The following is a 20847-nucleotide window of genomic DNA, read 5'->3' as shown; positions in this document are numbered from 1 at the left end:
ATAATAATTCTTAAATTCATTCTTGCTAAATTAAAGAATCTGAATTCACTTTTTATAATTTTTCACTCCAAGATCATTCAACCATCCATATAACACTACATCCTGGCCCGCCGTCATAAGGTTCTGCATCGGCTACTTTCTCAATATAAGAGAGTGAATCCAACCATTTTCTCAAACCTTTTTTAAGTTTCCCAGAACCAATTCCATGAATAACCCATAAAGCTCCAGAGCAATTCCTGAGCTTTTCTTCAATTACCCCCTCAGCTTCATGCACTCTTAAACCTCTTACATCTAGAGTGTTTTTCTTAGTGCGCACCAAAGAAAAATTCTTTCTTACTTGCGAAGTTTTTACTTTCACAGTTGTATTTATTTCCGCTTTTTGACCATCGAGACTTTCTACGTCAGATAAGCGAACTGTGCTTCGAAATACACCGCATAGGACTGTTAATTGCATTCCATCATCTGAAAAAGAAATTATTTCGCCTGCTTTACCAATAGAAGATAGTCTAACTTTGTCCCCAATCTTTGGGGACCAACTCTGTATATGCTTAATTCGCTTATCGTTTCGATATCCCTTTTCCATTTGCCGTAATCGTTTACCAGCAATTCTTGCTGTCTCACCACTAGCGTTTTGATCGCGCAAGCGTTTAATTAAATGTCTAACTTCTTTTTGACCTTCACGAATTGATGACTCCAATTTGAACCTTCCTTGTTCATTAAATTCTTCCGATTGTTGACGTTGTTTATGCCAACTATTAAGTAATTCTTCATGTAATAATTCGGTTTTAGCTAATAAGGCAGCAGCATCTTCAGCTGCTGATTGTTGACGCTCTCGTTGTTTTTCTAAGCCTTGAATAACTTGATTAACATTATCAACGCTTTCAGGATTAATAAATTTTTGAGCACTTTTGATTACTTGTTCATCGAGACCAAGTCTCTTTGAAATTTCAATTGCATTACTTCGACCAGGAATTCCCCATTGCAAATGAAAAGTTGGTTGTATAGTTTCGCTATCGAAAGAAACTGACGCATTTTCAAATCTTGAATCACTATATTTGAGTGCTTTTAATTGTCCAAAATGAGTAGTCGCAATAGTTAATCTTGCTCTATCCGCCATCACTTGTAGGAGCGCCATAGCCAATGCTGTTCCTTCAGTTGGATCAGTGCCAGCTCCAACTTCATCTAAAAGGACAAGAGTCGTACCAGGAAATACATCTATAGCTTCGAGTATTCGACTTATACGAAGAATATGTCCACTAAATGTAGATAGATTTTGCTGTAAAGATTGCTCATCACCAATATCAGCTAAAATATTTTTACACCATGGCAATCTTGGTGAACCTTTACATGGCAAAAGCAAACCGGCTTTTGCCATTAAAACCGCTAAACCAATACTTTTTAAAGCTACAGTTTTGCCTCCAGTATTAGGTCCTGTAATTGCTACTACTTTTAAATCAGTAGCGACATCAAAGCTAGTTGGTACTACTCTATGTTTGTTTTCATAGTAGTCATTCCATACTAATAAAGGGTGACGAAAATCTTTAATCTCGAATGGTGTATTTTCCTCCTCATCAAGAATTACTGGTACTCCATCAAGCCATTTAGAGTAACGAGATCTAGCTAATGAAAACTCTATCTGTAAAAGTATCTCTCCTAAATGAGCTATAACACTTGCATTAAGACCAACCTCTTTACTCCATTTAGCAAGAAGTCTCCTCTCTTCATCTGAGATTTCAGAATCTATATTCGCTAAACGATTACCAATTGATATAACTACTTGTGGCTCGACATAGATTGTATTCCCAGAAGCTGAACTATCATGAACCATTCCTTTAATCTGATCAGAAGTCCCAGCCTTAAACGCTAAAACAGGTCTTCCATACCTCTCTGAGATAATGCTATCTTGAAGTAAGCCGCTATATCTGCGGATAATATCTTGAAGAATATCTTTTCTTTGAAGACGTACCGAATTCCTATGGCGTCGTAATTCAGACAGCTTGGGACTAGCACGATCTGCAATTCGACCACCTTCATCTAATCCAAATTCGAGAAGTTTTTGCAGATCTGGCAAAGTTGCAATGTCTTTGAGTAATTCAGAGAGTCGTGGACGTATCAATTGGTCAAATATTAGTTTTCGTAATTTTCTAGCAGCTCGTAAAGTATCAGCTACTTTTAGTAAATCCTCACCCATAGCAACACCACCTTTGGAACATATGAAAAGAACATTTTCCAAATCATGCACACCTTCAAAAGATATTCCTGCATCAAGAGAAGTATCTAAGGATCCAATCTCTAAAGTTTGACTTAAGAGCTCCTGGCTTAATGATATATCTGATGGCAAGTCAAAACTTTCACATTTCTTACGACCTTGCTGAGTAACTGCAAATGTAGCTAAATGGCTACAAACAGTTGGCCATTCAAGTAAATCCAAAGACTCTGAAATTATTTGTCTCTTTTTTGAATCATCATGGTTTATTGTTAATCCCATTCGTCTGCTTAAAGTCTATTGATTTGTTGGTATTCCTGTTGATGGGTGATAAAGCATTTCCAACCAATTACCTTCTGTATCTTTCAAGTAAAAAGAAGAAGTACCATCTCGATGATCATGTAAAGCACCAACCTTTAATCCTTGATTTTCAAGAGAATCATGAATTCTCTCTATTTCATTCTTATTAGTAAAATGAAATGCAAAATGTGGACCGGCAGCTTTATAACCCGGACCAAGTAAAGCAAGGCCATCTTTACTCTCTCCCGCCTCTAAGTAACACCAATCAACATCATCCCAAACTAGCTTCATTCCCAAGCTTATATAAAATTCTTTAGCCCTATCAACATCTTCAACTCTTATAGCTACATGGCCGAGACGATGAACGCTTTTAATATTTAAATCAGATTGTTTTTTTATCATTCGTATTGATTGAAATTCAAATTTCAAGAATTGTATAAATCAACTGTATTAGTCTTTCAACCATCCTGCCGCATCACATGCGTGATATGTAAGGATCAGATTTGCTCCAGCTCTTTTAAAACTCAATAAAGTTTCCAACACAATTGCCTTTTCATCTATCCAACCTCTTTGAGCAGCAGCTTTGACCATTGAATACTCTCCACTAACGTTATAGGCAGCAATTGGCAATTCTGATTCTTCTCTTAAACGATAAATTATATCTAAGTAAGCCAAACCTGGTTTAACCATAAGGATGTCCGACCCCTCTTGTTCGTCAAGTTGAGCTTCTGTTATGGCTTCTCTAGCATTCGCGGGATCCATCTGATAGGTGTTTTTATTTTTCGGGATAGGCTTATTTGATAATGATCTAGGAGCAGAATCCAAAGCCTCTCTAAAAGGTCCATAATATGCAGATGAATATTTTGCTGTATAACTAATTATTCCTACATGTTCAAAACCTTCATCATCTAAGGCTTCTCTTATAGCTCCTACTCTTCCATCCATCATGTCACTAGGACCAATTAAATCTGCTCCAGATTGTGCTTGAACAACTGCTTGTTTACACAAATAATCAACGGTTTCATCATTCAAAATTATTCCTTGATTACTAACTATTCCATCATGACCATCACAAGAATAAGGATCTAATGCGACATCAGTCATCACACACATTTCTGGTATCTCTATTTTCAACCTTTCAATAGCCCTAGGTATTAAACCTTTTTCATTGAAACATTCAGCTCCATCTTCTGTTTTTTGCTCGTCTGGAACTTTTGGGAAAAGAACAACGCATCTAATACCTAAATTCCAAGCACGCTGAACTTCATCAACTAATCCATCCATTGACCAGCGAAATGAACCCGGCATCGCTGCTATTTCTTGAATATCTGAACCTTCATGTACAAAAAGAGGGTAAATAAAGTCAGAGGCAGAGACACTTTGCTCTCTAACCATATCTCTTAAAGAGTTTGTTCTACGAAGACGACGGGGCCGATAAGTAAGATCCATATTGACTAATAGAGATAACTACATTAGAGATAAGTACATTTTACTTCCTTTAAGTCCTAGCCTGATCGAACCAACTTGAACGAGGTTCATCTATTCGAACAGATCTAAGCTTTTCAAGAAGTCTCAACTCCTCATCTGACCAGTTTTCAGGGAACCTTAATTTTAGAGTAAAAAATAAATCTCCTTTGGTATCTAAGTTATGTAATCCTTGACCTTTTAATCTCAATTTCTGCTCGGGTAAACTTCCAGAGGGTATTGATAAATATGTTTCTCCTTGAGGAGAGGCAACCGAAATATTTGCTCCCAAAGCTAATTCATCTAAAGAGATAGGTAAATCTGCATAAACATCTAAACCTTTTGCTTTCCAAATCGGATGAGACTTAATACTAACTTCGATCAATAAATCTCCTCTTTTTCCTTTTCCAAACTGTATATTACCCTTATTTTTAATACGTATTTTTGATCCTGTTTCAATTCCTTTTGGGATTTTCACCTCGATACGTTCATCATTCACCAAAAGATTCTTTTTTGTTCCATTCAAAGCCTCTAAAAAACTAATCTGCAAATTAAATTTAGCATCAAGATTTAATAATTGAGTATTATTATCTGAATATATATTTGAATAAATTTCTTTACCAACCTTACTAAATCCTCCAATTAAATCACTCAAAAAATCGTCAAAGTTTAGATATTTATCAAAGAGATGATCATTATCTTTCCCATAAAAATCTGTCGGATTTCCATCTCTATTTTTGAACCAATAATTTAGAAATTGTTCATAAGACTTTTTTTTATCCTCATCTGAAAGAATCTCATAAGCTTCATTTATTTCTTTGAACTCTGACTCTGCAATCTCATTATGTGGATGCAAATCAGGATGAAATTTTCTAGCAAGTTTCCTGAAGGCAATTTTGATTTCTTGATTCGTAGCATTTCTACTAACACCAAGAATTTTGAAATAATCCTTAAAACCATCTGATTTCATCGAAATTACGCTGCTTTCTGAGCAAAAATCAATTTTTTCAATGATTTTTCTTCAATATAAGTATTTAAAAGTAGAGATTCCAGAACTTAATGGAACCTTGAAGAGATAGGCTTATTCAAGTTAAATCAAGTAAGGAGAGTCGATTGGCGTTAATTAATGGCTTTCACCTAAAAAATATTAGAGGTGATGTATTAGGCGGCTTAACTGCTGCGGTTGTAGCCCTACCACTAGCTCTAGCGTTTGGTAACGCCGCGCTTGGCCCAGGGGGCGCTATTTACGGCCTTTACGGGGCAGTCGTAGTTGGATTTCTCGCCGCATTATTTGGAGGAACTCCTGCTCAAGTAAGTGGTCCGACTGGGCCGATGAGCGTAACAGTTGCTGGAGTAGTTGCGAGTTTAGCGGCTGTAGGAGTACCTAGAGATTTATCTGCTGGCGAAATTCTTCCTTTAGTAATGGCTGCCGTGGTCATTGGAGGATTATTTCAGATTTTATTTGGCCTCCTAAGGCTCGGTAAATACATCACTCTTGTTCCTTACTCAGTTGTTTCAGGCTTTATGTCTGGAATTGGAGTAATCATAATTACTCTTCAAATAGGTCCTTTACTTGGAATATCAACTAGAGGAGGAGTATTAGAATCTCTCTCAACTTTAATTAATAATTTCGAACCAAATGGGGCTGCAATAGCAGTTGCAGTAATGACACTTGCGATAGTCTTCCTGACCCCCCGTAAAATAAGTCAATGGGTCCCCTCTCCTCTTTTAGCATTATTAATAGTTACTCCTTTATCTATACTTCTTTTTGGCGATAGTTCCCTAGACCGAATAGGTGCAATACCAGAAGGTGGTCTTTCTTTAAGTCTCCCAGATCCAAGCTTTGATAATTTCTTCCCAATAATTCTTAAAGCTGGACTAGTCCTTGCTGTTCTTGGCGCTATTGACTCCCTTCTTACATCTCTTGTAGCAGATAATATTTCTCAAACAAGGCACAATTCTGATAGAGAACTAATTGGACAAGGTATTGGAAATGCAGTAGCTGGGATTTTCACAGGTTTGCCTGGAGCTGGGGCAACCATGAGAACAGTAATAAATGTGAAATCTGGAGGTTCCACACCAATCTCTGGGATGGTTCATTCAGTGGTATTGCTCTTCGTTCTAGTTGGTGCTGGTCCTTTAGCCGCTCAGATTCCTACAGCTCTTCTTGCTGGAATTTTAATAAAAGTTGGCTTAGACATTATTGATTGGGGATTTTTATTAAGAGCTCATAGACTTTCGTTGAAAACTGCAAGTGTGATGTATGGAGTCCTGTTGATGACAGTTTTCTGGGACTTGATATGGGCTGTGCTAGTTGGAGTATTCATAGCAAATATGCTCACAATCGATTCAATTACAGAGACGCAATTGGAAGGAATGGAGGCAGACAACCCATTTGATTCAGCATCAAATAACAATGCAGCAAATGCACAACTACCCTCAGATGAAAAAGCACTTTTAGATCGTTGTGCAGGAGAAGTAATGCTATTCAGATTAAAAGGCCCATTGAGTTTTGGAGCAGCAAAAGGAATTACTGAAAGAATGATGCTTGTAAGAAACTATAAAGTTCTAATTCTTGATATTACTGATGTTCCCAGGCTTGGAGTTACTGCAACTCTCGCAATAGAAGATATGGTTCAAGAAGCTCTAAACAACTCAAGAAAAGCATATGTTGCTGGTGCTACAGGAAGAGTAAAAGACAGACTTGCTAAATTTGGGGTTGATGTAATTGGTACCAGGAAAGAAGCACTCACAGCTGCAATTGACAACATAACTGTTTGATAATCTCCATTTTCATCTGATTGCTTGCTTTAAGAACTAACAAGAAATGGGACACAACCTTTTCATCCAAAATGCTTTAAGTCCGCCAATACTTTTTTTCTTTTTGGGTGCTATTGCATACGCATTAAAGTCTGATTTTGAGATTCCAGCTCCGCTACCAAAATTATTTTCTTTATATCTTTTGCTTGCAATAGGCTTCAGAGGGGGAATTGAACTGCAAAAAAGTGGCTTTGGTTATCCAGTTCTTCCAACTGTGATAGCAGCAATATTAATGTCCCTATTAATTCCACTTATTTGCTTTTTAGTCCTAAGAGTTAAATTCGATGTTTTCAATGCAGCAGCAATATCAGCAGCATACGGATCAATAAGTGCAGTGACATTTATAACGGCTGAAAGCTTTTTAGAGAGTCAAAATATTCCATTTGATGGTTTTATGGTTGCGGCCTTAGCGCTAATGGAGTCTCCAGCAATAATAATTGGTCTTCTCTTAGTCAAATTCGGAGCGCCCAAAGATAGACCTATTAAAAGGAAAATGAAATGGGGATCAATTCTTCATGAGTCGATGTTAAATGGTTCTGTCTATTTATTACTCGGAAGCCTTCTAATAGGTTTTTTAACATCCGCTATTGATCCATCTGACATAAAAAAAATGGAACCATTCACAGCTGAATTGTTCTATGGCGCAGAATGTTTTTTCCTTCTTGATATGGGAATTGTTGCCGCTCAACGCCTCGCTCGTCTAAATAAGACTGGTGCATTTCTAATTATTTTTTCAATATTGATGCCAATAGTTAATGCAGTATTGGGATCAATCGTAGCTAGATTTCTAAATTTAGATCCAGGAAATGCTCTGTTATTTGTAGTTCTATGCGCTAGTGCTTCATATTTAGCCGTACCAACAGCAATGAGAATGACTGTTCCTGAAGCACGACCTAGTTATTACATTTCTACCACTCTTGGATTAACTTTTCCTTTTAATATAATCATAGGTATACCAGTATATATGGGCTTAGTAAACACAATGATTCCATCAATTGGGTAACTCAATTTCATGAAAAGACTTGACTTGATTTTTAGCGAAAGAGAGCTAGATGATGTTCTCTCAGCATTAGAAAAAGCTGAAGTTCCTGGCTACACGGTTATGAAACATGCCACGGGAAGAGGTCCAGAGAGAATTGTCACAGAAGACATGGAATTCACTGGATTTGGATCAAATGCCCACGTAATTATTTTTTGCGAGCAAGAGATAATCGAAAAGATACGAGACAATATAAAAACTGTTCTTAGTTACTACGGTGGTGTTGCATATGTTTCTGAAGCAACTCCTCTTTAAAAATACCTTTTATTTGAGCAATTCAAGCATGAACCCAATCGACACGAATTGATTTACGACTATTTAAGTATCTATCTATTGCCATCGCTGCAATACATCCATCTGATGCTGCGACAACAGCTTGTTTAAATGGAGTATTTCTGATGTCGCCAATTGCCCAAACCCCTTCAACTGTTGTCGACATAAAATCATCCACCAATACCCCACCATCCTCTTTAAAAGCAACCTGTTCGCCAAGAAAGTCGGTAATAGGCTTTGAACCGCTCATATAAACAAAAACACCCTCAAGAGCTATCTCTTGATGAGTGTCAATGGATCGGTTCTTAACCTTAATACCTGTTACCCCTGAATCATTACCTTCAATCTGCATTAGCCTAGTCTTACTCCAATGGTTCACATTTGGTTTTGATAATAGATCTTGCGCATGATGATCATCTGATTTTGGATCATTGGATGTTATCCAATGAACTTTGGAAGCAAATTTTGTAAGAACATTTGCCTCTTCAATTGCCTCTTTATTAATACCAACAACGGCGACTTCACGATCTCTATAAAAAGCTCCATCACAAGTCGCGCAATAACTTACTCCTCTACCTAGGAATTCAGCTTCACCTTTAAATGATGCTGGCCTTCCCATTGCACCACTCGCAACAACAAGTGCCTTTGATTTAAAAGTCCCATCTGGGGTATAAATAGTTTTCCAGTCTCCACTCGCATCAATTCCAAAAACTTGGGCTCTACGATAATCAGCTCCATACTGTGTAGCTTGATCTCTCATCAATTTCAACAAGGCCTCTCCGCTCATTTCACTAGAAACTCCTGGATAATTGGCAATTTGATGGGTTATTGCCAGCGCACCTACATCAGGATTCTTATCGAGAATTACTGTTCTTAAGTCTGCTCGGGAAGTGTAAAGCGCACAACTGCAACCAGCAGGCCCACCACCAACTATGACAACATCAGTTTCAATGGTTTCCAATGGAAAATCTCTTAGTTAGGTTTTGCTCTCTTTCAAGAAGAGAAAAGGATGCTTTGAGATCACTTAAGTTAAAAGATTAGACTTTCAACCCAAATCAAATCAAATGTTTGTTTTCTTCAACTCTAATGAAAATATTCTAGGTTGAGCCATAACAAACAATCTTCTAAATAGATTTAATTGATTAAGAGCAAATCTGCATATATCCAGTTTCAATCTGAAGACACAAAAAACGCTGAATCTTCTAAAGTGAAAGCTGAATAATTAGATTATTGAGCGACTCAGAAATACTGCTAAAAGCAGCTATGAACCGAATAGCAGCTCGGATAACTGATAAAGTTATCAATTCTGCCCAAGAATTCACTGAAATTGCTGAAGAATTACCTCAAAAGATCCAAAATGAATGGTCTAGCTTTAAAAAAGAAGTTATTGCAGAATCTGAACGTCTAGAGAGAAAGACTAATGCGACACAAGAGAAAAGTTCTAAGGAACAATTAAGTAAAGAAGATTTAATTCAAGTTCAAATAGATAATTTAAGAACAAAGGTTATCGAAATCAACAAAGATATTGAGGGAAAAAATTGATTTTTCTAGTTAGTCAAATTCAACGGTTGGGGAGAGCAATTAAGATCTGGATAATATTATTAGGTTTGCTTTTCTACTTATGGTTTGATTCTAAAAAGTGGACTTATTTAAAAGGATATTCATCCAAAAGAAGAGAAAAAAGAAATAATTTAAGAGCAAAATGGCTTACAAAAGAATTAGTCAATCTAGGATCAGCATTTATAAAATTAGGCCAACTTTTATCTGCAAGAGCTGATGTTATTCCATCTGCATGGGTAAATGAGCTTAGCACTCTACAAGATAGAGTTCCACCTTTTTCATTTCAGAAAGTTGATGAAATATTAACAACCCAACTTGGAAATTCATATGAAAAAATTATAAGTATTGATGAATTACCAATTGGCTCAGCATCGCTTGCTCAAGTTCACAAAGCCAAATTACTTGATGGGCAAAATGTTATTTTTAAAGTCCAAAGACCAGATATAGAAAAGTTTTTCAGGCTTGACTTAGATGTAATGAATCAAGTTGCAAAAATAGTTCAGAGAATAAAGTCTCTAAGCAGGGGTAATGACTGGATAGGTATTGCTAAAGAGTCTAAAAGAGTATTACTCAGAGAGTTGGATTTTCGAATTGAAGCTCAATATGCTGCAAGATTTAAACAACAATTTATAGATGAATCAGATGTTTTAATTCCAAGTGTATTTTGGGACTTAAGCACCAGCAAAGTTTTATGTTTAGAGTATTTACCAGGAATCAAAATAAATGACATTGAATCTCTAAAAGATAATAATATTGATACTTCTTTAATCGCAAAGATTGGAGCTACAAGTTATCTAAAACAATTAGTTAACTACGGTTTTTTTCATGCGGATCCGCATCCAGGCAACCTAGCTGTTTCCAAGGATGGTGCTCTTATTTACTATGATTTTGGAATGATGGGTTTTGTCTCTGAGCGTATTAGAGGCAGGCTTAATTCAATGATCAAAGCCGCAGCACTAAGAGATGTTAGCGGACTAGTCAAAGAACTTCAAATCGCTGGGTTAATAGAAAAAGAAGTAGAAATAGGTCCAGTTAGAAGGTTAATAAGAATAATGTTAAATGAAGCTCTCACTCCTCCATTTAATTCTCAAATCATAGAAAAGCTCTCTGGCGATATATCTGAACTGGCTTATGGGAAACCCTTTAGAATTCCAATTGAGTTGATTTTTGTTTTTCGAGCATTATCAACTTTTGAAGGTGTTGGAAGATATTTAGACCCAGAATTCAACTTAATAGCAATAGCCAAACCATTCCTACTTCCTCTAATGACTTCAAAAAATCCAGACTCTAATGACTTATTTAATGAATTAGGAAGACAAGTTACTGAGATAGGCAGTAAAGCAGTTGGGTTGCCAAAACGTTTGGATGAAAATCTAGAAAGACTAGAACAAGGCGACTTGCAACTTCAAGTGCGAATGGGAGAATCAGACAGACAACTCAGAAGAATGATTAATGCTCAACAATCATTAAGTAATTCTGTTCTTCTCGGCTCACTTGCAATATCATCAGCTTTACTCTCTTCAACTAACAGACCTTTTTTATTTCTCATACCAGTGACTATTGGATTTCCTATAGCTGTAAGCTGGGTTAAATTAAAATTTAAGATGAGAAGTGAAAGTCGTTTAGATAATTTTCAAGGAAGAAAACTTTAAATAATGATAATAAAACTAAGAGCTTCCTCTTGGTCCCAAACCGACCAATCCAGCATATGTTGCTTGACTCCCTAACTCATCCTCAATACGAAGTAATTGATTGTATTTAGCGACTCTTTCACTCCGACTCAATGACCCTGTTTTAATTTGACCAGATTTAGTTGCTACTGACAAATCAGCAATAGTTGTATCTTCAGTTTCTCCGCTTCTATGACTTATGACAGTTGTATAACTTGATCTTGAAGCAAGCTCAATAGCTTCAAGGGTCTCAGTCAGAGAACCTATTTGATTGACCTTAATTAATATTGAATTTGCAATATTCTCATCAATACCTCTTTGTAAACGAAGTGTATTGGTGACAAATAAATCATCTCCAACCAATTGCACATTTTTGCCAAGCTTTTTAGTTAGCAAGCTCCAACCATCCCAATCATCTTCAGCCAATCCATCTTCAATAGAAATGATTGGAAATGAATTAACTAACCCAGCTAATTCTTCAACCATTTGCTCGCTGGTATAGGAATTCCCACCATAAAAATATTTCCCCTCCTTATAAAACTCCGTACTTGCAACATCCAAAGCTAAAGAGATTTGCTCCCCTGGTCTAAATCCAGCCTGTTCAATAGCTTGCATTAAAAGATCACCTGCTGCTTTATTACTTTCAAGATTTGGAGCAAATCCTCCTTCGTCACCAACAGCAGTTGATAAACCTTTCTGACTCAATAAATCTTTAAGCGTATGAAAAACCTCAGCTCCCATTCTTAATGCTTCTCTAAAACTTTCAGCCCCATGAGGAACCAACATGAATTCCTGAAAATCTAAATTATTTGCTGCATGCTCTCCTCCATTAATGACGTTCATCAATGGCACTGGCAATAAAGATGACATCGGCCCCCCTAAATACCTATATAAAGGCAAACCCAATCCATTAGCAGCTGCTCTTGCTGTAGCCATGCTGACAGCAAGAATTGAATTTGCTCCAAGATTTGATTTATTGTCTGTATCATCTAATTGTTTCATTACCGAATCAACGGTGGCTTGCTCTAAAGCAGAAAGCCCACATAGCGCGGGAGCAATAGTTTCTTCTATATGACCAACGGCCTTTATGACTCCTTTACCCAAATAACGTTTTCCACCATCTCTTAATTCATGAGCTTCATGGGCTCCAGTGCTTGCACCACTTGGGACAATCGAACGTCCAATAGCTCCACCTTCTAAAAGCACTTCAGCCTCAACGGTTGGATTTCCACGAGAATCCAAAACTTCTCGGGCCATAATGGTATCAATTACTAGTTCTAGAGAGTCAGCCACGAATTTAAGATGATTTTTAGATCTTATGGACTACATTATTCCCATATGTTCCTGAATTGCTAATCTAGCTTGCTTTCCAAGACCTAATCAATCAAATTTGTCTTAACAAGAAATAAACATATCGATAAAAAGGTCTTAATCAAAATCAAGAAGACAAATGACCACTTTGAATCTAAATTGATTGAAAATGAATGGAAGTCTAACTACAGAACCAGATTCTTTTAGCGATGAAGCTTGGAGTCTTTTACTAATCGCTGAACAATCAGCCAGAAGGTGGCGACATCAGAATTTAGATGTTGAACATCTTATTCAGGTTCTTTTTAGAAATAAAAAATTTCAGAAATATACAAACTCTCTACCTGTAAATCATGAAGAAATAAATGAAATTTTAGAAAACTTTATCGCTGAACTTCCAATAAACAACCAATCAGACTTATTTATTGGAGAAGATTTAGAAATTCTTCTTGAAACAGCCGATGATTTCCGCTCTCGATGGGGATCTAACCAAATAGAGATATCTCATATCCTTATCGCCATTGGTAGAGACAATCGCCTAGGAGAAGATCTGTTTTATCAAGCAGGTCTCCCTAGTCAAATTCTTGAAGCGGAATTGAGACGACTACCAGCACCTAAATCATTTAAACAATCAAAAAGAACTACGACTCAACATAAAGAAGATAGACCTCCAAAAAATTCAAGGTCTTCAGTATCTACCAAAAACAATTCGAAGAATTCTGACCCAGAGCCACTTGCTCCTATCTATAAGGAAGAGATTACATCAAAACAAGCATCTTTAAAACTTAATGAAATGCCAAGCGCATTGGATTTATATTGCAAAGACCTTACAGCCGAAGCTGAAAATGGAAAATTAGACCCTGTCATCGGCAGAGAGTCGGAAATCAAAGCAATTACAAAAGTTTTATCACGAAGAGGTAAAAATAATCCAGTACTAATTGGTGCTCCTGGTGTTGGAAAAACAGCAGTAGCAGAGTTATTAGCTCAAAAAATCATAGCCAACGAACTTCCTGATTCTCTTCAAGGTTTAAGACTAATTTCACTTGATATTGGTGCACTAATAGCTGGAGCTAAATTCCGAGGGCAATTTGAAGAACGATTCAGATCTTTATTAAGTGAAATAAGCGATAGTCAAAAAGGAGTGATTCTATTTATAGACGAATTACATTCAATTGTAAGCAAAGACAGATCAAACACGGATGCTGGCAGTCTATTGAAACCATTATTAGCCAGTGGAGACTTACGTTGTATTGGTGCAACTACTCCGGATAATTATAGACGTACGATCGAAAAAGATCTAGCACTTGACAGACGATTTCAGCAAGTATCAATTAAAGAGCCAAGCTTAGATTTAAGCTTGGAAATTCTAAAGGGACTTAAAGAAAATTATGAATTACATCATGGAGTAACTATTACTGATGAAGCACTAATTACAGCCAATCGTTTATCTCATAGATATATTAGTGATAGATGCCTACCTGACAAAGCCATTGACTTGATTGACGAGGCCTCAGCTCAAGTCAAAATCGAATCAGCATCAAAACCAAAAATTATCGAAGAGAAAGAATCTCAGGTTAATCATTTAGACTCTTTAATCCAAAATGCTAACGAAGAGACAACATTAGAGACTATTAATGATCTTGAAGAACAGAGAGAATTGCTGCTCTATGAGTTATCTCAGATCAAACAACAATGGCAAGATCAGATTGAGAAATCAGCTGAATTACTAGAACTAAACATAAAAGCTGAAGAGTTAAAAAATTTAATAAGAGAAGCTGAAATCTCTGGCGATATTGAAGAGGTAGAAAGACTTAAATTTGAACAACTTTTTCAAATAAAAGAAAGAATAAAAGACATAGAAGCTTCTATTCAAGAAGATAATGAATTTGGCAATTCCTTGCTCACAGACCAAGTTAACCCAGAAGACATAGCTGACGTTGTCTCAAGATGGACAGGAATTCCTGTTAACAAAGTTTTATCAGGTGAAAGACAAAAGCTTTTAAATTTAGAACAAGACTTAGAAAAAAAAGTTATTGGTCAATTACATGCAGTTCAAGCAGTCTCCGCAGCAATTCGCAGAGCAAGAGCTGGGATGCAGGACATAAGAAGGCCTATAGGATCTTTTCTTTTTCTGGGGCCTACAGGTGTTGGAAAAACTGAACTTGCTAAATCACTAGCAAGTTCTTTATTTGATGAAGAAGACGCTTTATTGAGACTTGATATGAGTGAATACATGGAGAAAAATGCTGTCTCAAGACTCTTAGGCGCCCCGCCTGGATACGTGGGATACGAAGAAGGTGGGCAATTAACAGAAGCAATTAGAAAAAGACCTTATGCTGTATTACTGCTTGATGAGATAGAAAAAGCTCATCCAGAAGTTTTCAACATCCTTTTACAGGTGTTAGATGATGGAAGACTCACAGATTCTCAAGGGCGAACGGTAGATTTTAGAAATACAGTTATTGTTATGACCAGCAATCTTGCTAGCAAAGCAATATTAAATAATTCACTTAAAGTTCAAAGCGAAAATTCAAATAAAAATGTTCTTTCACAAGAATTAAATCAAAAAATCAACGAAGCGCTAACCAAACATTTTCGACCAGAGTTTTTGAACCGCATTGATGAAATAATAAGATTTAGTCCACTAAAGCCTGAAAGTTTAGAACAAATAGTGCGACTTCAACTTGAAGAATTAAAGAAGCTGCTCAAGCACCAAGGTTTAGATCTTTATGTTGACGAAAACACCATTAAAACTCTTGCTGATGAAGGTTATGAACCTGAATATGGGGCCAGACCTCTAAGAAGAGTGATTCGAAGAAGATTAGAAAACCCACTGGCAACACAAATTTTAGAGGAGGCTTTTGAAGATGCCAGATCTATAAGGGTTGAGACTAAAGATGATGAGTCTAACCAACTTCTTTTTTTAATAGATAACTAATCTTTCAAACATAAGTTAATCTAGGAATATAGACATTTTTTTAAAAAGTACCTTCCTTTTAATCTTCCCAAAGTGACAAGCCCAACCTCTAAAGAGGATCAAGAAAAGGTAATTCCTACTAAACAGGAAAAGACTGCCTTAAAAAAAAGTTTTTTATCCTCTACAATCGATGAAATGAAACTTGTTGTATGGCCTTCACGCCAACAACTTTTCAGCGAATCTGTTGCTGTGATTTTAATGGTCACTTTATCGGCAGTGTCCATTGCCGCTGTAAGCCGTTTTTATGGATGGGCCTCTACTCAGATATTCCGCTGAGTTCATTAATCTAAATTTTTAAACCTCTCACAATTTTTTCCAGTGTCAGATATTGAAACCACTCCTACTAAAGATTCAAAAATAATTGATAGATCCGAAACACTTGAGGATGATCAATCACATTTCGCAAACCAAACAATAAAAACAAATATTGCACGTTGGTATGCTATTCAGGTTGCTTCAAGTTGCGAAAAGAAGGTAAAAGCGACACTTGAACAAAGAGCCATCACCCTTGGCGTTAGTGACAGAATCATAGAGATAGAAATACCTCAAACCCCTGCAGTCAAGCTAAAGAAAGATGGTAGTAGGCAGACTACAGAAGAGAAAGTATTCCCTGGATATGTTCTCGTGCGTATGGTCTTAGATGAAGACACAATGATGGCTGTAAGGAGTACTCCCAATGTAATTAATTTTGTTGGTGCAGAAGACCGAAGAGCCACTGGTAAAACACGAGGGCATATAAAACCTCGCCCTCTTAGCAGGCAAGAGGTTAATAGAATTTTCAAACGAGCAGCTGAAAAGAAGACTGTTGTCAAGTTGGATGTAGAAGAAGGTGATCAGATTGTTGTGACTTCAGGTCCTTTTAAAGATTTCCAAGGAGAAGTAATTGAAGTTTCTGGAGAAAGAAACAAACTCAAGGCGCTTTTATCAATTTTCGGAAGAGAAACACCTGTTGAGCTTGAATTTTCTCAAATAACCAAACAAAATTGATTTTAATTTCCTTTTGCTGTCTGGTCAGTCTAGGAGTTAAGTTTATTAGATAATTCATCTGAATTACTTTCAGATTTTCCGCATTAGTTTAATTTTCAGCCGATGGCAAAGAAAGTAGTAGCCCTGATCAAGTTGGCCTTACAGGCTGGCAAAGCTAACCCAGCCCCCCCGGTTGGGCCTGCGCTTGGCCAACATGGGGTAAACATAATGGCGTTTTGTAAGGAATACAATTCGCGCACCCAAGACAAAGCTGGCTTTGTTATCCCTGTAGAAATATCAGTTTTCGAAGATAGAAGTTTTACTTTCATAACAAAAACCCCTCCTGCTTCAGTTTTGATAACCAAAGCAGCAGGCATTGAAAAAGGGTCAGGCGAATCAGCCAAAGGAAGTGCTGGTTCGATTAGTAAAAGTCAACTTGAAGAAATTGCCAAAACAAAGCTTCCAGATCTCAATTGCAGCAGCATCGAGTCAGCGATGAAAGTTATTGAGGGGACAGCAAAAAATATGGGGGTTTCCATAATGGACTAATTAAATCGTAAAATTATCTAAAGTTCTCTTAAAGGGGGGAGACTAAAAGTCGAATGGACCCCAATTTATTATGAAAAATTTTTCTAAAAGAATGACAACGTTACTTTCCAAGGTGGAAGAACGTTCATACTCTCCAATTGAAGCCATAAAGCTAGTCAAGGAGAATGCCAATGCAAAATTTGATGAAACTATTGAAGCTCACATAAGACTAGGTATTGATCCAAAATATACTGATCAGCAGCTAAGAACAACGGTTGCCTTACCAAGTGGTACTGGTCAGAAAGTACGTATAGCAGTAGTTACACGCGGAGAAAAAGTTTCTGAGGCGACCAAAGCAGGAGCTGATCTGGCTGGAGAGGAAGATTTAGTTGATTCAATCAATAAGGGAGAAATGGACTTCGACCTGTTAATTGCAACTCCGGATATGATGCCTAAGGTTGCAAAACTTGGAAGAGTGCTCGGTCCAAGAGGTCTTATGCCTAATCCAAAAGCAGGAACAGTTACAACCGATTTAGCTGGGGCTATTAAAGAATTTAAAGCAGGAAAACTTGAATTTAGAGCTGACAAAGCAGGAATTGTGCATGTCCGATTTGGTAAAGCAAGTTTTTCGGAAGATGCTCTCCTTGAAAATTTGAAGACATTGCAATCAACAATAGAAAAAAATAAACCAAGCGGAGCAAAAGGAAAGTTCTGGAGAAGCTTTTTTATTACATCCACCATGGGACCATCAGTAGAAGTAGATATAAACGAATTACAAGACTTACAGAAAGAAAAGTGACCCTCATTGTTGTAAATTAGCCAAGTGGTATAACCACTAGGGCATACGCCCAGCCAAAGACAGCAGGTCTAATTCTATTAAATATTTCATTTAATAGAATTTATAATCCCCGCCGAGGTATAAGCAGGGTTTTATCTTTTTGGATTGAATCGTTAGCGGCCTCGATTCCCTATGGGGAATATGGCCGTATGTCCAGTTCTTCCCCCGATTCGATCCAATTATTATGGGCCGCACGCTGGAAAGCAAAAAACAGATCGTCGAAACGATAGAGGGTCTACTAGACAACTCTGACATGGCTTTAGTTCTTGATTACAAGGGCTTATCCACAAAAGAGATGTCTGACTTGCGCTCAAGATTGCAAAAAAGCGATGGCGTCTGCAAGGTCACTAAAAATACCTTGATGCGTCAAGCCATAAAAGGAAAAGATTCCTGGACTGGTTTGGAGTCATTGCTTACTGGAACTAACGCCTTTGTTTTAATCAAAGGAGATGTTGGGAGTGCTGTTAAAGCTGTACAAGCATTTCAAAAGGAAACTCAAAAGTCTGAGACTAAAGGAGGTCTTTTCGAAGGCAAACTTTTATCTCAAGATGAGATCAAAGCGATTGCAAAACTTCCTAGCAAGGAAGCACTTATGGCGCAAATTGCTGGTGCAATGAATTCCATAACAAGCAAAATCGCTATTGGTATAAATGAGGTCCCATCTGGACTTGCAAGGTCTCTTAAACAACATTCTGAGAGCGGCGAGAGCTGATACTCCTTGTTAAACAATTTGTTTTCTACTTACTTAGTTGCTGATTTAAAACATGTCTGCAAAAACCGATGAAATCTTAGATTCATTAAAAAGCCTCTCTTTGCTTGAAGCTTCAGAGCTTGTCAAGCAAATAGAAGAAGCTTTTGGTGTATCTGCTGCCGCATCTGCCGGCGTTGTCATGGCAGCTCCAGGAGCTGCTGCTGGTGGCGATGCTGCTGATGCTGCAGAAGAAAAAACTGAATTTGAGGTAGTTTTAGAAAGCTTTGAAGCTTCATCTAAAATCAAAGTCCTTAAAGAAGTTCGAAATGCCACAGGTTTAGGCCTTGGCGAAGCAAAAGCCTTAGTTGAGGCTGCTCCCAAAACAATAAAAGAAGGAGCAACAAAAGAAGATGCTGAGGCTTTAAAGAAAGCTATTGAGGCTGTTGGCGGAAAAGTAACTTTAAAATAAATATCGTTACTGGAAAAAAGCCTATTTTCTGCTTATATAAAACCGGTCTATTCAGACCGGTTTTTTTATGTCTAAAGAAGAAAAATTAGCGATTGCAGCTGCAACTGATGGTGCGTGTAGTGGAAATCCCGGACCGGGTGGCTGGGGAGCATTGATTAGGTTCCAGGATGGAAGCGAAGTTGAATTTGGTGGTTTCAGCCCTGAGACAACAAATAATCGCATGGAATTAAAGGCTGCATTATTTGTTCTAGAAAAATTTAAACAGATAAAATTTACCCCTTCAATAACCATTAAGACTGATAGCAAATATTTAATTGATGGAATGGAAAAATGGATGACAAATTGGAAAAAGAAAGGCTGGAAAACTGCATCTGGCAAACCAGTACTTAATCAAGATTTGTGGAAAGCTCTTGACCACCCTGAACTACCAAAAATCAAATTTCAATATGTCAAAGGTCATAGCGGAGAGAAGGACAATGATAGAGTCGACGCAATTGCAGTAGCTTTTTCAAAAGGTAGAAAAATACAACTAAAAGATTTTGTCAAAAAATAAAAAAAACGACTTATATAATATTTTGCTTGGTCAACTTCTTTCTCAAGACGAAGGTATTGATGCAGAAATACTTACTAATTCAGCTCTTAATGCAATTAGAATCGCATCACTAAATAGAAATTTTCCAATATTTTCTAATATCCTTTCAAAAGCATCAAAGGATTTTCAAAGAAACAATGCAAGATTAAATCAAATCGTTTTTGGCTCTCACTTTAAAAACCCTTTAGGACTTGCTGCTGGCTTTGATAAGAATGGAGTAGGAGCAGGACTTTGGAATTATTTTGGATTTGGGTTTGCCGAATTAGGGACAATTACTTGGCATGCCCAAAAAGGCAATCCAAAACCAAGGCTTTTCAGAATTGCAAAAGAGAAAGCTGCCTTAAATCGTATGGGATTCAATAACGAAGGAGCAGAAAAATTTTTAAAAACTATTGAAAAGCAACAAATCCCTGCACCAGGAAATCGACCTTGTGTCCTAGGCATAAATTTAGGCAAGTCAAAAATCACCCCTCTAGATGAAGCCCACAAAGACTATTCTTTATCTCTAAGACTATTAGCTCCTTTATCAGACTATGCAGTAATCAATGTTAGTTCTCCCAATACCCCAGGCCTTCGAACATTACAAGGACCAAAACAAATCAAAAAATTAATAAGAACACTTAAAGATTTATCCAATTGTCCGCCTTTACTTGTGAAAATTGCCCCTGATCTTTCAAATCAAGAAATTGATGAGATTTCAAGGATTGCAATGGAAAATGGTATTGATGGAATCATTGCAATTAATACAAGCTTAAATCGATTTCATTTAACAAACCTAAAAATCACAACTGGAAATACGCTTGAACAAGAGGATGGAGGCTTAAGTGGACTCCCTTTGCAAAAGAGAGGAATAGAAGTGATTAGAAGGCTAAGAAGTAGCACAAATAATGATTTACCTCTGATTGGAGTAGGTGGAATTAGTTCAGCAAGAACAGCATGGGAGAGAATTGTTGCTGGGGCTTCATTGATTCAAGTTTACACTGGTTGGATATTTGAGGGACCAAATTTAGTTCCTGAAATCCTAGATGGATTAACCATGCAAATGGAAAAACACGGATTCCAAAATATCAAAGAGGCAATCGGTTCTGAAGAGCCATGGAAATAAAACTTAAATCAATAAATGATTATGATTATCTTTTAAACTAA

20 protein-coding genes are annotated in these 20847 nt (G+C 37.1%); 14 read left to right on the top strand and 6 right to left on the bottom strand.

Annotation, left to right across the window (positions count from 1 at the left end):
- Window positions 1-73: 73 nt before the first annotated feature.
- Genes O5640_RS09200 through O5640_RS09185 form a run of 4 tightly spaced genes read right to left on the bottom strand, consistent with a single transcriptional unit; the run spans window position 74 to window position 4940 of the window.
- The gene (locus tag O5640_RS09200; protein ID WP_269612159.1) at window positions 74-2488 is read right to left on the bottom strand and encodes an endonuclease MutS2; all 2415 of its coding nucleotides are present in this window, start codon (window positions 2486-2488) and stop codon (window positions 74-76) included.
- Window positions 2489-2503: 15 nt separating this feature from the next.
- Window positions 2504-2908 (bottom strand): VOC family protein, encoded by a 405-nt coding sequence (locus O5640_RS09195; protein ID WP_269613839.1) that lies wholly within the window; start codon window positions 2906-2908, stop codon window positions 2504-2506.
- A gap of 48 nt (window positions 2909-2956) precedes the next feature.
- On the bottom strand, window positions 2957-3955 hold the full coding sequence (hemB, locus tag O5640_RS09190) for a porphobilinogen synthase (RefSeq protein WP_269612158.1): 999 nt from the start codon (window positions 3953-3955) through the stop codon (window positions 2957-2959).
- Window positions 3956-4004: 49 nt separating this feature from the next.
- The gene (locus O5640_RS09185) at window positions 4005-4940 is read right to left on the bottom strand and encodes a DnaJ C-terminal domain-containing protein (RefSeq protein WP_269612157.1); all 936 of its coding nucleotides are present in this window, start codon (window positions 4938-4940) and stop codon (window positions 4005-4007) included.
- A 143-nt stretch (window positions 4941-5083) separates the two neighbouring features.
- Between O5640_RS09185 and O5640_RS09180 the strand changes: the two genes are divergently transcribed.
- Genes O5640_RS09180 through O5640_RS09170 form a run of 3 tightly spaced genes read left to right on the top strand, consistent with a single transcriptional unit; the run spans window position 5084 to window position 8084 of the window.
- Window positions 5084-6751 carry a SulP family inorganic anion transporter gene (locus O5640_RS09180; protein WP_269612156.1) on the top strand — a complete coding sequence of 556 codons (1668 nt, stop codon included), beginning with the start codon at window positions 5084-5086 and terminating at the stop codon, window positions 6749-6751.
- Window positions 6752-6797: 46 nt separating this feature from the next.
- Window positions 6798-7793 carry a sodium-dependent bicarbonate transport family permease gene (locus O5640_RS09175; protein WP_269612155.1) on the top strand — a complete coding sequence of 332 codons (996 nt, stop codon included), beginning with the start codon at window positions 6798-6800 and terminating at the stop codon, window positions 7791-7793.
- A 9-nt stretch (window positions 7794-7802) separates the two neighbouring features.
- Window positions 7803-8084, top strand: coding sequence for a P-II family nitrogen regulator (locus O5640_RS09170; RefSeq protein WP_269612154.1), 282 nt, complete (start codon window positions 7803-7805; stop codon window positions 8082-8084).
- Window positions 8085-8106: 22 nt separating this feature from the next.
- Here the strand turns inward: O5640_RS09170 and O5640_RS09165 are convergent, their stop codons facing one another.
- A complete protein-coding gene (locus O5640_RS09165) occupies window positions 8107-9063 on the bottom strand; it encodes an NAD(P)/FAD-dependent oxidoreductase (RefSeq protein WP_269612153.1) in 957 nt (318 codons plus the stop codon).
- Window positions 9064-9332: 269 nt separating this feature from the next.
- Between O5640_RS09165 and O5640_RS09160 the strand changes: the two genes are divergently transcribed.
- Window positions 9333-9644, top strand: coding sequence for a hypothetical protein (locus O5640_RS09160; RefSeq protein ID WP_269612151.1), 312 nt, complete (start codon window positions 9333-9335; stop codon window positions 9642-9644).
- Window positions 9641-11314 (top strand): ABC1 kinase family protein, encoded by a 1674-nt coding sequence (locus tag O5640_RS09155; RefSeq protein WP_269612150.1) that lies wholly within the window; start codon window positions 9641-9643, stop codon window positions 11312-11314. The genes O5640_RS09160 and O5640_RS09155 overlap by 4 nt, the downstream gene beginning before the upstream one ends.
- A 15-nt stretch (window positions 11315-11329) precedes the next feature.
- Here O5640_RS09155 and eno read toward each other — a convergent pair whose 3' ends face one another.
- Entirely contained in the window at window positions 11330-12625 is a 1296-nt protein-coding gene (eno, locus tag O5640_RS09150) for a phosphopyruvate hydratase (RefSeq protein ID WP_269612149.1), read from the bottom strand.
- Between the two features lie 187 nt (window positions 12626-12812).
- On the opposite strand from eno, the gene O5640_RS09145 reads away from it, so the two are divergent.
- The 9 genes from O5640_RS09145 to O5640_RS09105 all read left to right on the top strand — a co-directional run bounded on the left by O5640_RS09145 (window position 12813) and on the right by O5640_RS09105 (window position 20806).
- The gene (locus tag O5640_RS09145) at window positions 12813-15578 is read left to right on the top strand and encodes an ATP-dependent Clp protease ATP-binding subunit (protein WP_269612148.1); all 2766 of its coding nucleotides are present in this window, start codon (window positions 12813-12815) and stop codon (window positions 15576-15578) included.
- Between the two features lie 72 nt (window positions 15579-15650).
- Entirely contained in the window at window positions 15651-15893 is a 243-nt protein-coding gene (gene secE / locus O5640_RS09140; RefSeq protein ID WP_269612147.1) for a preprotein translocase subunit SecE, read from the top strand.
- An 84-nt stretch (window positions 15894-15977) separates the two neighbouring features.
- Complete coding sequence (gene nusG / locus O5640_RS09135) at window positions 15978-16604, top strand: transcription termination/antitermination protein NusG (RefSeq protein ID WP_420063706.1); 627 nt, start codon at window positions 15978-15980, stop codon at window positions 16602-16604.
- A 102-nt stretch (window positions 16605-16706) separates the two neighbouring features.
- Window positions 16707-17132, top strand: coding sequence for a 50S ribosomal protein L11 (rplK, locus tag O5640_RS09130; RefSeq protein WP_269612146.1), 426 nt, complete (start codon window positions 16707-16709; stop codon window positions 17130-17132).
- 70 nt (window positions 17133-17202) lie between these two features.
- A complete protein-coding gene (gene rplA / locus O5640_RS09125; RefSeq protein WP_269612145.1) occupies window positions 17203-17910 on the top strand; it encodes a 50S ribosomal protein L1 in 708 nt (235 codons plus the stop codon).
- 223 nt (window positions 17911-18133) lie between these two features.
- Window positions 18134-18661: a 50S ribosomal protein L10 gene (gene rplJ, locus O5640_RS09120; protein ID WP_269612144.1), complete on the top strand. Its 528-nt coding sequence runs from the start codon at window positions 18134-18136 to the stop codon at window positions 18659-18661.
- A 52-nt stretch (window positions 18662-18713) separates the two neighbouring features.
- On the top strand, window positions 18714-19109 hold the full coding sequence (gene rplL / locus O5640_RS09115) for a 50S ribosomal protein L7/L12 (RefSeq protein ID WP_269612142.1): 396 nt from the start codon (window positions 18714-18716) through the stop codon (window positions 19107-19109).
- A 67-nt stretch (window positions 19110-19176) separates the two neighbouring features.
- Entirely contained in the window at window positions 19177-19662 is a 486-nt protein-coding gene (rnhA, locus tag O5640_RS09110) for a ribonuclease HI (RefSeq protein ID WP_269612141.1), read from the top strand.
- The gene (locus O5640_RS09105; protein WP_269612140.1) at window positions 19649-20806 is read left to right on the top strand and encodes a quinone-dependent dihydroorotate dehydrogenase; all 1158 of its coding nucleotides are present in this window, start codon (window positions 19649-19651) and stop codon (window positions 20804-20806) included. Before rnhA ends, O5640_RS09105 begins: the two co-directional genes overlap by 14 nt.
- Window positions 20807-20847: the final 41 nt, after the last annotated feature.

Source organism: Prochlorococcus marinus str. MIT 0912 (genome assembly GCF_027359595.1).
In the GTDB taxonomy this organism is placed as follows: domain Bacteria; phylum Cyanobacteriota; class Cyanobacteriia; order PCC-6307; family Cyanobiaceae; genus Prochlorococcus_B; species Prochlorococcus_B marinus_C.
This window is presented reverse-complemented; position numbering and strand designations above follow the sequence as displayed.

Coding starts and splice junctions, on each gene's coding strand:
- O5640_RS09200 (WP_269612159.1), bottom strand. CDS start 2,488: ATGGGATTAACAATAAACCATGATGATTCAAAAAAGAGACAAATAATT.
- O5640_RS09195 (WP_269613839.1), bottom strand. CDS start 2,908: ATGATAAAAAAACAATCTGATTTAAATATTAAAAGCGTTCATCGTCTC.
- hemB (WP_269612158.1), bottom strand. CDS start 3,955: ATGGATCTTACTTATCGGCCCCGTCGTCTTCGTAGAACAAACTCTTTA.
- O5640_RS09185 (WP_269612157.1), bottom strand. CDS start 4,940: ATGAAATCAGATGGTTTTAAGGATTATTTCAAAATTCTTGGTGTTAGT.
- O5640_RS09175 (WP_269612155.1), top strand. CDS start 6,798: ATGGGACACAACCTTTTCATCCAAAATGCTTTAAGTCCGCCAATACTT.
- O5640_RS09170 (WP_269612154.1), top strand. CDS start 7,803: ATGAAAAGACTTGACTTGATTTTTAGCGAAAGAGAGCTAGATGATGTT.
- O5640_RS09145 (WP_269612148.1), top strand. CDS start 12,813: ATGAATGGAAGTCTAACTACAGAACCAGATTCTTTTAGCGATGAAGCT.
- rplK (WP_269612146.1), top strand. CDS start 16,707: ATGGCAAAGAAAGTAGTAGCCCTGATCAAGTTGGCCTTACAGGCTGGC.
- rplA (WP_269612145.1), top strand. CDS start 17,203: ATGAAAAATTTTTCTAAAAGAATGACAACGTTACTTTCCAAGGTGGAA.
- rplJ (WP_269612144.1), top strand. CDS start 18,134: ATGGGCCGCACGCTGGAAAGCAAAAAACAGATCGTCGAAACGATAGAG.
- rplL (WP_269612142.1), top strand. CDS start 18,714: ATGTCTGCAAAAACCGATGAAATCTTAGATTCATTAAAAAGCCTCTCT.
- rnhA (WP_269612141.1), top strand. CDS start 19,177: ATGTCTAAAGAAGAAAAATTAGCGATTGCAGCTGCAACTGATGGTGCG.